At 75.8% G+C, this 14109-nt stretch carries 13 protein-coding genes; 8 read left to right on the forward strand and 5 right to left on the reverse strand.

All coding sequences use genetic code 11. The features are described from left to right. Positions 1-98 precede the first annotated feature (98 nt). The 3 genes from ACFVN3_RS05900 to ACFVN3_RS05910 are packed head-to-tail and all read right to left on the reverse strand — an operon-like array spanning position 99 to position 5747. Complete coding sequence (locus tag ACFVN3_RS05900; protein WP_378231585.1) at positions 99-425, reverse strand: hypothetical protein; 327 nt, start codon at positions 423-425, stop codon at positions 99-101. A 46-nt stretch (positions 426-471) separates the two neighbouring features. Further along, positions 472-2796 (reverse strand): YhgE/Pip domain-containing protein, encoded by a 2325-nt coding sequence (locus tag ACFVN3_RS05905; RefSeq protein WP_378231589.1) that lies wholly within the window; start codon positions 2794-2796, stop codon positions 472-474. Next, positions 2793-5747, reverse strand: coding sequence for an MMPL family transporter (locus ACFVN3_RS05910; protein WP_378231592.1), 2955 nt, complete (start codon positions 5745-5747; stop codon positions 2793-2795). Before ACFVN3_RS05910 ends, ACFVN3_RS05905 begins: the two co-directional genes overlap by 4 nt. 128 nt (positions 5748-5875) lie before the next feature. On the opposite strand from ACFVN3_RS05910, the gene ACFVN3_RS05915 reads away from it, so the two are divergent. The 4 genes from ACFVN3_RS05915 to ACFVN3_RS05930 all read left to right on the forward strand — a co-directional run bounded on the left by ACFVN3_RS05915 (position 5876) and on the right by ACFVN3_RS05930 (position 8798). Further along, positions 5876-6586, forward strand: coding sequence for a TetR/AcrR family transcriptional regulator (locus tag ACFVN3_RS05915; RefSeq protein WP_378231594.1), 711 nt, complete (start codon positions 5876-5878; stop codon positions 6584-6586). Between the two features lie 56 nt (positions 6587-6642). Then, on the forward strand, positions 6643-7008 hold the full coding sequence (locus ACFVN3_RS05920; protein WP_378231596.1) for a VOC family protein: 366 nt from the start codon (positions 6643-6645) through the stop codon (positions 7006-7008). Positions 7009-7113: 105 nt separating this feature from the next. Beyond that, positions 7114-7845, forward strand: coding sequence for an alpha/beta fold hydrolase (locus ACFVN3_RS05925; protein ID WP_378231598.1), 732 nt, complete (start codon positions 7114-7116; stop codon positions 7843-7845). A 29-nt stretch (positions 7846-7874) separates the two neighbouring features. Continuing rightward, positions 7875-8798, forward strand: a complete 924-nt coding sequence (locus tag ACFVN3_RS05930; protein ID WP_378231601.1) for an alpha/beta fold hydrolase — start codon at positions 7875-7877, stop codon at positions 8796-8798. Between the two features lie 6 nt (positions 8799-8804). Here ACFVN3_RS05930 and ACFVN3_RS05935 read toward each other — a convergent pair whose 3' ends face one another. Continuing rightward, positions 8805-9566, reverse strand: coding sequence for a helix-turn-helix transcriptional regulator (locus ACFVN3_RS05935; protein WP_378231604.1), 762 nt, complete (start codon positions 9564-9566; stop codon positions 8805-8807). Positions 9567-9616: 50 nt separating this feature from the next. On the opposite strand from ACFVN3_RS05935, the gene ACFVN3_RS05940 reads away from it, so the two are divergent. The 4 genes from ACFVN3_RS05940 (at position 9617) to ACFVN3_RS05955 (ending at position 11724) form a co-directional block, all read left to right on the forward strand. Continuing rightward, complete coding sequence (locus ACFVN3_RS05940; protein ID WP_378231606.1) at positions 9617-10354, forward strand: alpha/beta fold hydrolase; 738 nt, start codon at positions 9617-9619, stop codon at positions 10352-10354. A 188-nt stretch (positions 10355-10542) separates the two neighbouring features. After that, the gene (locus ACFVN3_RS05945; RefSeq protein WP_047231861.1) at positions 10543-10749 is read left to right on the forward strand and encodes a hypothetical protein; all 207 of its coding nucleotides are present in this window, start codon (positions 10543-10545) and stop codon (positions 10747-10749) included. 102 nt (positions 10750-10851) lie between these two features. Continuing rightward, the gene (locus ACFVN3_RS05950) at positions 10852-11040 is read left to right on the forward strand and encodes a hypothetical protein (RefSeq protein WP_378231608.1); all 189 of its coding nucleotides are present in this window, start codon (positions 10852-10854) and stop codon (positions 11038-11040) included. 135 nt (positions 11041-11175) lie between these two features. After that, positions 11176-11724 (forward strand): RNA polymerase sigma factor, encoded by a 549-nt coding sequence (locus ACFVN3_RS05955; RefSeq protein ID WP_378231610.1) that lies wholly within the window; start codon positions 11176-11178, stop codon positions 11722-11724. Between the two features lie 79 nt (positions 11725-11803). On the opposite strand, the gene ACFVN3_RS05960 is transcribed toward ACFVN3_RS05955, so the two are convergent. Next, complete coding sequence (locus ACFVN3_RS05960) at positions 11804-14107, reverse strand: prolyl oligopeptidase family serine peptidase (protein WP_378231612.1); 2304 nt, start codon at positions 14105-14107, stop codon at positions 11804-11806. Positions 14108-14109: the final 2 nt, after the last annotated feature.

Genomic DNA, 14109 nt, shown 5'->3' on the forward strand with positions numbered 1-14109 from the left:
CGGACGGCTCGCGCCGTCCGCGTCCTGCCGAGCGAGTCTGACGGCAGCCGCCCACACCCGCACCGCGCCACGCCGACGCAGACCGCGACGCGGCGGGATCAGGACCCCGGCGCCTCGACGGCTGGTCCCGGCCGCGGGCTCCGCGCCCGCCGGCCGACAGCCCCGAGCAGCCCGGCGACGACGAGCGCGACGATCGCCGCGACGAGGGTCGCGTGCGCCTGGTGCAAGCGGTCGTACACGTACCACCAGTCGGCACCGTCCGGCGCGCCCGCGGACCGCGCGACCATCTCCGCCACGTACCAGCGGTTCGCCCACGCGACGAGCAGGCTCGCGCCGACGACCGCCGCGACGACCCCCAGCACGCTCGCGAGGCGTCCCGCGCGCCTGGTCCACCGTCGTCCCGCTGCCGTGCCCCCGTGAGTCATGCGGGGCATCCTCTCGTGCCGACGGCCTCCGCACCAGACCCGCGGCTCAGGCCCGGAGCAGCTGCTCCACGCGGACCGACCGGCGGCGGGCGACGACGAGCGTCGTCACCGCGACCGACGCGAGGCCCCAGAGCACCAGCGCGACGGCGTCGCCCGCGCCCCCGGCCGCCCCGGGGTCGATGATCGACGTGAGCAGGCGGAGCGCCGAGCCGACCGGCAGCAGGTCGCGCAGGCCCGTGAGCGCGGCCGGCACGGTCGCGACGATGCCGGTCGCGACGAGCAGCACCGCGACGAGCAGGCTGATCGCCCGCCCCACGTTCCCGAGGAGCGCGGCGAGCGCCTGGTTGAGCGCGACGAAGACCACCGAGGCGAGCGCCCCGACCGCGAGCAGGCCGATCCAGCCGCCCACGCTCGCCCCCTCGACCGCGGCGAGGACGCCGCCGACCACGAGGCCCGTCGCCGCGGCGATCCCCGCGGGCAGCGCGAGCGCGGCCAGGGCGAGCCGACCCGCGGTCCGGGTCGACCCAAGCAGCTTCGCGGGCACGGGCGGGAACGCGACGAAGATCGCGAGCGCGCCGAGCCACAGGGCGAGGACGGCGAACAGCGGGCCGGTCGACCCGGTGCCGAGGTCCTCGACGCCGGGAGCGGCCACCGGGTCCGCGACGACCGCGGAGAGGTTCTCGCGCTCGGCGTCCGTGTAGGTGGGGATCTGCTCCGTCGCGTCGCCGAGACCCTGGGCGAGCTCGGTCGTCCCGTCCGCGAGCTGCCCGACGCCGCCCGCGAGGTCGCCCGCGCCCGTCGCCAGGTCCTGGGTCCCGGTCGCGAGCTGGTCGGCGCCCGTCCCGAGCGCCCCGACACCGGTCGCGAGCCCGTCCGCCCCCGTCGACAGCTCGCCCGCCCCGCCCGCGAGCTGTGCGGCGCCGTCAGCCACCTGGTCGGCGCCGGTCGCGAGCTGCCCGAGACCGGCCGAGAGGTCGCGCGCTCCCCCGGCTACGCCCGTCGCGCCCGTCGCGGTCTGCTCCGCCCCGGTCGCGAGCCGGTCCGCGCCCTGCGCGGCCTGGTCGACCCCTGCCGCGAGGGCGTAGAGCCCGGTGGGCCCGTTCGCGCCCGACGGCGCCCCGGCGAGGGCGGCGTTCCCCGCCGCGACCTCGGCCGCACCGACCGCGAGCGGCCGCAGCGCGGCGAGCTGCTGGTCGAGCGCGACGCACGCGGGCGAGGTCGGGTCCGCCGCGCACCCCGCCTGGACCTTCTGCTGCTCGATCCCGGCGACGACCTGCGCGAGCCCGCCGGCGACGTCGCGCGAACCTGTCGCGAGCCGGGTCCCGAGCGCCGGGAGCGACGTGGACCCTCCGCCGGGGAGAGGGACGGCCGAGATCGAGGCGTCGAGCGTGCCGAGCCCGCTCGCGAGGTCGGACGCTCCGCCCGAGACTCCCGCGACGCCGTCGGCCAGGCCCTGGGCGCCGGTCGCGAGCGAGCCCGCTCCGGACGCGGACTGCGCGACGCCGTCCGCGACCTGCCGCGACCCGGTGGCGACGCCCTGGGCGCCGTTCGCCAGGTCGCCCGCGCCCGACGCGAGCTGGTCCGCGCCCGAGCCGAGCTCGCCCACGCCGGACGCGAGCGCGCCGGCGCCGGTCGCGAGCGCGCCCGCGCCCGACGCGAGCTGCGTCGCGCCGTCGTTCGCCTGTGCCGCGCCGTCAGCGAGCTGGTCGGCACCGTCCGCGGCCTCGCCGAGCTGCTCGTTCAGGGTCGTGAAGCCGACGAGCACGCCGTCCACGTAGTTCTCGGTGAGCGTCGTGCCGAGCACGGAGGTCGCGGTGGTCGTGACGATGCGCGCGAGGGCTTCGTCGACGACCCGCCCGCCGGGCGCCGTCTCGACGGTCAGCGTGGCCTGGGTCGCGTCGGACGCGTCGCCGCTGAACGACGTGGCCGCCGCGGAGAAGTCCTCCGGGATCGTCACGACGGCGGAGTACGTGCCGTCGGCCAGACCGGACGCGGCGTCGTCCGCGTCGGTGATGACCCAGTCGTAGTTCGTCGTCCCGGGGTCGGGCTGGACGGCGACGGGCCCGGTGTCCGTCGAGGCCGCACCGCCGCTCACCAGCCCGGCCGTGAGCTGCCGTCCCAGCGGGACGGTCTGGCCGTCGACCTCGACGGGCTCGTCGAGGTTGACGATCGCCGCCTTCACCGTGTCGAGCCGCTCCTGCGGGTCCCACAGCGCCCACAGCAGCAGGCCCAGCACCGCGAGCGGCAGCGCGACGGCGGCGGCCACGGTCCAGAGGCGTCGCGCGTCGAGCCGGGGCCGGGCGCCGGCGGACGGCGGTGCGTCCGGCGTGGTCGGGTCGGTCTGCGCCGTGTCGGGCGGGAAGACGCTCATGCGGGCACCTCCTCGGTGCGCTGGCCGACGACGGACGCCGGGTCGGTGGGGGCGGGCACCGCGTGGGCGGGGTCGGGGGCGTGCAGGTCGAGCACCTGCGTCCCCGGTGGGGCGAGGTCGGTCGGCGCGGGACCGACGGCGCCGAGGACGACCGCCGTCCCGTGCGCGGTGGCCTGCGCGAGCACGTCGGCCAGCGCGGCCCGCTCGGCCGGCGACGTGACGGCGTCCGTCCCGACCACGGCGAGCAGCCGCGGCTCCTCGCGCAGCAGCGCGGCGACGCTCGCCGCCGCGGGCACACGATGGGCGGCGGGCGCGGGCGCGTCGCCGGGCAGGGCCGCGACGTCGGCCGCGAGGTCGACGAGCGCGACGCGGCGGCGCACGCTCAGCGCGCGCTCGGGCAGGACGAGGCCCGTCACCTTGAGGGCTCCGGCGGCCGGCTTGAGCCGCCCCGCGAGCGCCAGCACGACCCCCGACACCGCCGCGGGCGACGTCCCGTGCACGACGAGCGACCCGCCGTCGGGCACGCGCACCGTGACCGGCTCGGCGAGCGGGCCGTGCGCCCCGGCGACCACGAGGTCGTGCGCGACGACGGCGTCCGTGCTCCCCGGCTCCGGCCAGTCCGCGAGCGCGAGCTCCTTGGACAGCCCCTCGCCCTCGACGTCGAACGACGGGAGCACCCGGTCGAGCCAGCGCGGCATCCACCACGCCTTGTCGCCGAGCATCGCGAGCACCGCCGGCACCAGCGTCATGCGCACGACGAACGCGTCGACGAGGACGCCGACCGCGAGCCCGAGCGCGATGGGTTTGAGGCTCATGTCGCCCTCGGGCACGAACGCCACGAACACGGCGAACATGATGACCGCGGCCGCCGTGACGACCTTCGCGGACGCCTGGAAGCCCGTGAAGATCGACCGGTGCGCCTTGCCCGAGTGGACGTAGTCCTCGCGGATGCGCGCCACGAGGAACACCTCGTAGTCCATCGCGAGGCCGAACAGCACGCCCATGAGCACGATCGGCATGAACGAGATGACCGGGCCGAGCCGCGTGACGTGGAGCGCGTCCGCGAGGAACCCGTGCTCGAACACGAGCGTCACCACGCCGAACGCGGCGCCCACCGAGAACAGGTAGCCGAGCGTCGCCTTGATCGGCACCGCGATCGACCGGAACACCATGGTCAGCAGCACGAGCGACAGGCCCACGACGACGAACGCGAACGGCAGCAGCGCCGCCCCGAGCTTGGCCGACACGTCGATCCCGACCGCCGTGAACCCCGTGACCGCGAGGTCCACGCCGTACTCGTCGAGGAAGTGGTCGTGCTGCGAGCGGATCTCCGTGACGAGGTCCTTGGTCTCCTCCGAGTCCGGCGCGCCCGTCGGCACGACCTGCACGATGCCCGTGTCCGCGGTGAGGTTCGGTGTCGCGAGCGGGACGTCGGCGACACCCGGGAGGTCCGCGATCTCGTCGCCCAGGTCGTCCATGAGCCCGACCGGGTCCGTCGACGTGACGATCGTCCCGGTGACGATGAGCGGCCCGTTGAAGCCGGGCCCGAAGTGCTCGGACACCAGGTCGTAGGTGACGCGCGCCTGGTTGTCCTCGGGCAGCGTCCCCGCGTCGGGCAGCGCGAGCTGGAGGTCCCGCGCCGGCAGCGTCAGCAGCACGATCGCCGCCACGACCAGCCCGATCGTCAGCAGCGGGATCCGCGTGACGGTCCGCACCCACCCGGCGAAGAACCGGTTGCGGTGCTCGACGGTCGGCTGCGCGCCTGCCTTCGGGTCCGACGTCGGGGTCGGGTCCTCGGCGGCCGCCACCGCTCGTCCGGCCCGTCGCCTCGTCGTCTCGTCGAGATCCGACGGCGCCCCCTCCGCCGCCGCTCCCGACCCCGCGACCGCCCGGCGCCGACCACGGCCCCGCCCACGACGACGCGGGGCCTTCGGGCGGAGCCGCTCGCCCGCGAACCCCAGCATGGCGGGCAGCAGCGTGATCGAGACGAGGACGGCCAGGCCGACGCCGACGGCTGCCGCCACGCCCATGACGGTGAGGAACGGGATGCCGGCGACGCCGAGGCCGACGAGCGCGATCATCACGGTGAGGCCGGCGAAGATGACGGCGGAGCCGGCGGTCGCGACGGAGCGGGCCGCGGCCTCTTCGACGGTCAGCCCGCTCGCGAGCTCGTCGCGGTGCCGGGACACGATGAAGAGCGCGTAGTCGATGCCGACGGCGAGGCCGAGCATGACCGCGAGCATCGGCGTCGTGGAGTTGATCTGCGCGACGGCCGTCGCGGCGAACAGCAGGCCCATGCTCACGCCGACGCCGACGACGGCGTTGAGGAGCGGCAGCCCGGCGGCCACGAACGAGCCGAAGGTGAGGACGAGCACGACGAGCGCGACGAGGAGGCCGAGCGCCTCGGTCACGGTGAGCGTCGGGAACTCGGTGCTGAAGAGCTGGCCGCCGAGAGCGGCCTGGGCGCCGTCGGGCAGGGCTGCGGCGAGGTCGTCGACGACGTCGCCCAGCGCGTCCTTCGTGGCGTCGGTGACCTCGCTCTGGCCCTCGTCGAGCTGGATGGTCATGAGCGTCGCGACGTCGTCGTCGCTGATCGACGCGGTCATGGTGTCGTCGTAGGGCGAGGTCACGGCGGCGACGCCGTCGACGTCGCCCAGCGCGGTGACGGCGTCCTCCACGGGTCCGCGGACGGCGTCGTCCTCGATCGTCGAGCCGTCAGGGGCTACGACGACGACCTGGGCGGTCGCGCCGCTGACCTGCGGGAACGTGGTGGCGAGGCGGTCGAGGGCGGCCTGGGACTCGGTGCCGGGGATGGTCACCTCGTCGTCGAGGCCCTGGCCCACGAGGCCCGCGAGAGCCCCGGCGAGGACGAGGATCCCGATCCACGCGGCGAGGACGAGCCGGCGCGCCCCGACCGCCCAGCGGCCGAGCGAGTACAGCGCTGAGGACACGAGCGGCCTCCCGGGGAGAGTGCAGACGGATTTCAGGATACGCCGCTGTATCCGATACGCGAACGTATCCGATACACTGGTGCATCGCAAGGCCGTCCGTTCGGGCGGCACCCTCCGACAGTGGGAGCATGTCCGGCGTGACGACGGACCTCGACCCGACCCGCGTCGGCCGCGACCCCGCGGGGGACGGCGACGCCCGGATCTCGCCGCGGCGGGAGCGCACGCGCGAGCGCCTGCTCGACGCCGCCTACGGGTTGTTCGCCGAGCACGGCATCAACGGCACCTCGATCGAGGCGGTCTGCGAGGCCGCGGGCTTCACGCGCGGGGCGTTCTACTCGAACTTCGCGTCCAAGGAGGAGCTCTTCCTCGCGCTCAGCGAGCGGGAGATCCGCCAGCGCATGCGCAGCCTCGAGCACGCCGTCGAGCACCTGCCCGAGCACCCCGTGCAGGACGGCGTCATCGCGCCTGCGACGATCGCGACGATCGTCGCGGCCGTCATGGACGACCCGCGGGACGAGCGTCGCTGGTGCCTCATGAACGCCGAGCTCGAGCTGCTCGCGCTGCGCGACCCTCAGGTCGCCGCGCGGTTCGCGGAGCAGGAGGAGTCGTTCCGCACCGAGCTGGCGGACATCCTCACGCGCGTGCTCACGGAGGTGGGCATGCGGTTCGCGATCGACCCCGCCGCCGCGACGCGCGTGCTCATCAGCGCCTACTCGTGCGCGGCGCGCGACGCGTTCCTCGGCCCGGCAGACGACGAGGCGGTCCGCCGGGCGCAGTCGGCCGACTGGCTCCCCGCCCTCGTCGGGCGGCTCGTCGAGCCGGACCCCGACGCGGCCTGACGGCGCACCCGTCGACGCCGCGCGACCCTGTGGGTGGCGCACGTCACACTGACCGCATGACACTCACCTTCAGCGGCGCGGTGATCGACTGCGCCGACCCCGCCGTCGTGGCGGACTTCTGGCAGGCCGCGCTCGGCTGGACGGGGCGCGAGACCGGACCGCACGGCGAGGCCGTGCTCTACCCGCGCGACGGCGAGACGGTGCTCGGCCCGCCGAGCCTCGTCTTCCAGCGGGTCCCCGAGGGCAAGGCGGTCAAGAACCGCGTGCACCTCGACTTCGCCTCGTCCACCCAGGCCGCCGACGTCGCACGGCTCGAGGGGCTCGGCGCGCGCCGCGTCGACGTCGGGCAGGGCGAGCACGAGACGTTCGTCGTCCTGGCCGACGTCGAGGGCAACGAGTTCTGCGTGCTCCGCGGAGACTGATCCGGCGGCGGTGTCACGCCCGCCCGTCCTCCTCGGTCGAACGGTCATCAGGACGCCCCGTGGCGGCTCGCCCGGTCCGTCCGCCGACCGACGGAGGAGAGAGCCATGCCCGAGACCCCGCTCGTCGTGCTCCTGCACGGCGCGTTCGCCGAGTCCGCAAGCTGGTCGGGCGTGATCGCCCGGCTCCGTGCGCACGACGTCGACACGCTCGCGCTCGCGAACCCCCTGCGCAGCGTCGTGACCGACGCGCAGTACCTGCGCGACGCCGTCGGCGACGCCGGGCGCCCGCTCGTGCTCGTCGGTCACTCCTACGGCGGCATGGTCGTCACGGAGGCCGCGGCCGAGGGCTTGGGGGACGTCGTCGGCCTCGTCTACGTCGCCGCGTTCGCTCCCGAGACGGGCGAGAGCGCGGTCGACCTCGCCGGCCGGTTCCCCGGCAGCACGCTCGCCGGCGCGCTGGAGAGCACGTCGCTCGTCGACGACGTCGACGACCTGTGGATCCGGCCCGACGCGTACCACGCCCAGTTCGCCGCGGACGTCGACGAGGACACCGCGTACGTCGCGGCCCGGACGCAGCGGCCCGTCACCGACGTCGCGCTGAACCAGATGCTGCTCGCCGGCACGCCCGCGTGGAAGGCCGTGCCGTCGTGGTTCGTCTTCGGCTCCGAGGACCGCAACATCCCCGTGGCGGCGCACCGCTGGATGGCCGAGCGCGCCGGGGCGCGCGGGGTGGACGAGGTACAGGGTGCCTCGCACGCCGTCGCGGTCTCCGCGCCGGACCGGGTCGCCCGCACGGTGCTCGCCGCCCTCGCCGCGTCGCGCACGGTCGTCGCCTGACGGCGACCCGGGACAGCGAGGAGACCCCGATGATCACCACCACCGCGCTCGGACCGGTCTCGACGGTCGACGCCGGGCCGCTCACCGTCGGGTACGTGGAGGCGGGCGACCCCGGTGGACCGCCCGTGGTGCTCCTGCACGGCTACCCGTACGACGTGCACAGCTACGTCGCGGTGGTCCCGCTGCTCGCCGCCGAGGGGCTGCGCGTGATCGTCCCGTACCTGCGCGGCCACGGCCCGACGACGTTCCGCGAACCCGGCGCGCCGCGCTCGGGTCAGCAGGCCGCGCTGGGCGCCGACCTCGTCGCGCTCCTCGACGCGCTCGGCATCGGCTCGGCCGTGCTCGCCGGGTACGACTGGGGCGGGCGCGCCGCGTGCGTCGTCGCGGCGCTCTGGCCCGAGCGCGTCCGCGGCCTGGTCTCGGTCAACGGCTACCTCGTGCAGGACGTCGCCGCCGCGCAGACGCCGATCCGGCCCGACCTGGAGGCCGGGTTCTGGTACTTCTGGTACTTCGCGACCGAGCGCGGCCGGCGCGGGCTGACGCAGAACCGCGCGGAGATCGCCCGCGTGCTGTGGGCGCGCAACTCGCCCGAGCGGTCGTTCACCGAGGCCGAGCTCGCGCGCGCCGCCGAGGCCTTCGACAACCCCGGCTACGTCGACGTCGTCATCCACTCCTACCGTCACCGGCTCGGGCTCGCGCCGGGCGACCCGGCGTACGACGACGTCGAGCGACGCCTCGCGGCGCTGCCCCGGATCGACGTCCCGACGATCACCCTCGACGGGCTCGCCGACGGCAACTTCCCCGCGACCGACGGGTCGGCGACGGCGCGGTTCTTCGGCGGGCCGCGCGAGCACCGTCAGGTGCCGCACGCCGGTCACGACCTGCCCGCCGAGGCCCCGGAGGCGTTCGCGCAGGCCGTCCTCGACCTGGTGCGGCGCCCGGCCGACGGCTGACGCCCGTCAGCCCGCGTCGGGGTCGTAGACCGCCGTCGCGCCCGCGGGCGGCTCCCCGACGTCCGCGACCGGTCGGGGCGCGTACGTCTCGGCGGTGAGGTCGGCGCGCTCGACGCGCTCCAGCCGGAACCAGCGGATCGCCTCGCGCGACCGGCACCACGCGACGAGGTACCAGCGCCCCTCGGTGTGTGCGAGCAGCACGGGCTCGACCCGGCGCGACGTGGTCACGCCCCGGCCGTCCCGGTAGCGGACGGCGAGCACGCGCGACCCGGCGAGCGCCTGCTCGACAGCGCGCAGCACCCCGAGGTGCGACCGCGCACGCCCCACGACGTCCCCTCCGGCCGCGGCGGAGGATTCCGGGGACGCGTCCGGGGAGTCGTGGCGGACCCACACGCGCGCGGCGAGCGCCTCGGCCCGCTCGCGGTCGCCGGCCGCGAGCGCGTCCCACACCTTGCCGCGCGCCGCGAGCGCGTCGACCGCGAACGGGCTGCCGGGCGGGAGCGTCGCGAGCGCGACCGCGACGGCGACCGCCTGGCCGGGCGTGAAGTTGACCGGCGGCAGGGACGCGCTCGGGTCGAGCACGTAGCCACCACCGGGACCTGCCTGGGCCCAGATCGTCAGGCCGGCCTGCTGCAGCGCGGCCACGTCGCGCTTGATCGTCCGCTCGCTCACCTCGAGCGCCGCCGCGAGGCGCGGACCCGTCGTGCCGGTCCGCCCTGCCCGCCGCAGCTCCTCCGCGATCGCGTAGAGACGTTCCGTCCTGTTCACCGGACGATGGTGACAGACAGGTGTCACCGATGCCCTGCGAAGGTGGGTGCATGAGCAACCACGACACGACCGAGCAGCCCCTCCACGTCGTCCTCGTCCCCGGTTTCTGGCTGGGCGCCTGGGCGTGGGACGACGTCGTCCCCGACCTCGAGGCCGCCGGCCTCGTCCCGCACGCCGTGACCCTCCCCGGCCTGGACGCCGGTGCGACCGCGCAGGACCGCGCCCAGGTCACGCGCGAGCACCACGCGGACGCGGTCGCGCGGCTCGTCGACGGGCTCGAGGGCCGGGTCGTGCTCGTCGGCCACAGCGGCGGCGGACCCGTCGTGCAGCAGGTCGCCGACCGCGACCCGGCGCGTGTCGAGCGGATCGTCTACGTCGACACCGGCCCCCTCGTCGACGGTGCCGCCCTGTCGCCCGACCTCCCGGCGGACGTGGCCGAGCTCCCGCTGCCCGACTGGGAGACGCTGGCCGAGGACGGGTCGAGCCTCGACGGCCTGGACGACGCGGCGCTCGCGCGGTTCCGCGAGCGCGCGGTGCCGACGCCCGGCCCGGTCGCGCGCGGCCCGGTGCACGTGACCGACCCGGCACGCCTGCACGTCCCCGCGACCGTGATCTGCTCGTCGATCCCGTCGGCCGTGCTCGCCGAGCTCGCGAACCCGGGCCCTCCCCTGCACACCGAGCTGGGCGAGCTCACGGACCTCACCTACGTCGACCTGCCGACCGGGCACTGGCCGATGCTCTCGCGCCCGCGCGACCTCGCGGCCGCACTGGTCGACGCGATCTCCTGACCGACGCTCCACGCAGCACTGCGCGACGAGTCGCGAGCCGGTCGTGCGGGACGAGCCCGTGCGACCGGCATCACACGTTCTCCGGAAAAAAGTCACCGAACTCGCGTCACAGACGGCGACTTGTGCCGTCTTGTCGGGTGGAAGCGGTCACCAGGCCGCCCGAAGACCGACCGACGACGAGACGGACCATGCACGACACCCTGCCCTCCGCCCCCTCGCGCACCGAGGTGCGCACGGCCCTGCTCTGGGCCCTCGAGCACGACCGCGACGCCCTGCTGGAGCACCGCGAGACGACCCAGCACTGCGCGTGGGCCGCGGCCCGGGGTGCGGCCGACCGGCGCCTCGTGCGCCGCTGGCGCGCGGCGTTCGCGCCGCTCCCGTCGACCGTCGCCTGACACGGCACCCGCGGGCACGGACCGCGCGAGCGCATCCGTCTGGTGCCCCGCGGGCGAACCCCGGACGAGAGGGCACGTCCGCCCCCTCGGGAGGAGGTCGCCATGTTCGCGTCGCTCGCTGCCGGATCCGGCGGGACGATCGGCGTCTCGGGGATCGGGAACGGCATGTCGCAGTGGTTCCTGATCTTCGGTGGGCTCATCATCACCGCGATCCTCGTCGGCTCGATCTACGAGCTCGGCAAGGCCGTGCACGACCGGCACGTCCACCAGCGCCGCCCCGTGCACCGCTGACGCCCGCCTGACCGCGGCCGGCCGCCCACCTCCGCCACCCTCCGCCCCCAAGGACCGCGCGACCTCGCGTCCCACGCCGCGGCGTCGGACACTGGGAGGAGGACGACGAGGACCGGTGACGCGATGGTCGGGACCGTGGCACGTGTCCCCCGCGCCCCCCAGGGCGCGAGGCGGGACGAGCGCGCTCCCGGGACGCGCGACGACGCCCTCGACCTCCCGGCGGCCTATGCCCGCTGGGCACCGCTCGTCCGTGCCGTCGTCGCGCGCCGCCTGGACGACGCGACCGACGCCGACGACGCGACCCAGCTCGTCTTCGTCGCCGCGTGGCGCTCGCGCGACCGGTTCGACCCGGCGCGGGGCGACCTGCCCGTCTGGCTGCTGGGCATCGCGCGCCACGTGGCCGGCGACCTTCTGCGGGCCCGGGCACGCGACGCCCGGCGACGCGAGGCGGCCTCACGACGACGGGTCGTGACGACCGTCCCGGACCCGGCCGACGACGTCGCCGCCCGGGTCGACCTCGAGGGCGCGCTGCGCCGTCTGGCCCCCGAGCGACGCCGGGTCGTGCGCCTCGTCTACGCCGAGGGCCTGACGCACGCGCAGGCCGCGGCCGAGACGGGTCTGCCCCTCGGCACCGTGAAGAGCCACGCACGCCGCGGCCTGGCCCAGCTCCGCGCCCGCCCCTGACCCGCCGAGCACGGCGTCGCTGTCGTCGTCGAGCCGATCACGACAGCGACCTCGTGGTCGAGGGTGGGGTTCCCCGTGCTCAGCCGAGCGTCGTCGGCAGCGCCGCGTCGCCCTCGCCCGGCGTGGCGCCGAGCACGTGCTCCGCGAGGAACGCGAGCACCACCTGGTACCAGACCTTCGCGTGCTGCGGCTGGAGGACCCAGTGGTTCTCGTCCGGGTAGAAGAGGAAGCGGTGCACGGTCTCGCCGTCGGCCCCCGCGGGAAGGCCGGACGACTCGAGCAGCTCGTACCAGAGCCGCAACCCCTCGCCGATCGGGACCCGGTAGTCCTTGTCGCCGTGGACGACGAGCATCGGCGTGACGATGTCGCCCACGAACCGGTGCGGGCTGTTCTCCATCGCCATCTCCGGTGTCATCTCGCGCGCCCAGTAGTACGCGTGGTCCGTCGTCGGGCCGAACTGGTCGAGCGCCCACAGGCTCGCGTGCGTGACGATCGCGCGGAAGCGGTCCGTGTGGCCCGCGACCCAGTTCGCCATGTACCCGCCGAACGACCCGCCCATCGCGGCCGTGCGGGTCGCGTCGACCTCGGGGCGGCCCTCGACGGCGTCGGTGATCGCGAGCAGGTCGGTGTACGGGGCCTTGCCCCACGAGCCCCAGCCGCGCTGCACGAAGTCCTGCCCGTACCCGGTCGACAGCGCCGGGTCCGGCAGCAGCACCGCGTACCCGCGCGCGACCATCAGCCACGGGCTCCAGCGCCAGCTCCACGCGTTCCAGGACCCGAGCGGGCCGCCGTGGATCCACAGCAGCAGCGGCGCGGGGTCGTCCGCGGACGCGCCGTGCGGCAGCGCGAGCCAGCCGCGCACGCGCACGTCGTCGGACGCGGCGGTCTCGACGTCGACCAGCGTGCCGGGGAGGTCGGGCGTCGCGACGGGGCCGCGCAGCGGGGTCGCGGGGACGGGCGTGCGGGCCCCGGCCTTGCCGGAGGCGAGGAACGCGCCGAGGTCGACCCGGACCGGGTGCGACGGCTCGAGGTAGCTCGTGCGCAGCGCGAACGCCGTGCGGCCGTCGGGCGCGACCTGGACGTCCGTGAAGACGGCGTCGTCGCTCGTCACGCGCTCGGCCGTGCCGTTCTCCGTCGCGCCGTCCGGGGAGAAGGCGACGAGGAAGACCGGGCCGCGGCCGTCGTCGTCGGCCGTGACGAGCAGGCCCGAGCCGTCGGGGAGCCAGCGCAGCGACGTCGGCCAGCGGTCCCAGTGCGGCACGAGCGTGCGCGGGGTCGCGTGGTTCTCCGCGCGCGTCGTCGCGGAGTCGTCGTGGCCCGCGCCCGCGCCGGCGGGGCCGTCGGGGGCGTGCAGCGGCACGACGGCGAGGCTCTCCTCCGGCGCCTGGTGCGGCGTGGAGATGGTCTCGCGCACGAACGCGACCCACGCGCCGTCGGGCGAGATGCGGGGCCAGTGCGCCTCCGCGCTCGGCTCGTCGACGAGCGTGCGGCGCGCGCCCGTCGCCGTGTCGATCGCGACGAGCGTGTTGCGCACCTGCGGCCCGGGACCGGCCACCTGCCACGTCGTGACGAGGGTCGTGCCGTCGCCGGACAGGTCCGCGGAGTGCTCGTGCAGCGCGCGCCCGGGCGCCGCACCCTGCTCGGCGTCGCGGGTCACGTCCCGCAGGTCGAGGAGCCGGGGGTCGTGCGGGCCGTGGTCGTCGGTCGCGGAGCCGTCACCGGGCTGGTCGCCGGATGCCGCGGCCGGGTCCGGGAGCGGGTGCGCCGGCTCGTCGACGAGGGTCGTGAGGTCGCCGACGAACCGGTGCGCCTCGTCCGGGCCGCGGTCGTGGTCCCACTGGCGCACGGGGTACGCGCTGTGGAGGATCGCGGCGACCTTGGCGTCCTTGCGCGCGGACCGGAGCTCGGCGTCGTGCGCGAGGTCGCGCGCGCTCGGCAGCACCGTCGCCGCGACCGAGACCACCGGGGCGTCCGCCGCGGCGAGCGGGCCGCTCACGCCCGCGGGCGCCGTCGCGACGACGCGGGCCTCCCCACCCGACGCGGGCAGCAGCCAGAGCGCCGCCTTCGGGTCGTCGTCGGACCCGCCGTCCGGGTCAGGTCGTGCGGACGTGAAGAGCACGTCGCCCGCCCCCGTGAACGTCGCGCTCGACTCTCCCTTGGTGCTCCGCGTGAGCCGACGCGCCGGGGCCTCGCCCGTGGGGTCGACCTCCCACAGAGCGGTCCGGTAGCCGGTGCGCTGCGGGTCGAGCGTCTGCACGGTCGTGACCAGGCGCGCCCCGTCGGGCGAGAGCGCGAGGCCACCGACCCGCGGGATCGCGAGGTACTGGTCGAGGTCGTGGAACGGGGTCTCGCCGGGACCGGCGGGTGCGGTGTCGTTACTCACCC

The sequence above is a fragment of the Cellulosimicrobium sp. NPDC057862 genome (assembly GCF_042797035.1).
Lineage (GTDB): Bacteria > Actinomycetota > Actinomycetes > Actinomycetales > Cellulomonadaceae > Cellulosimicrobium.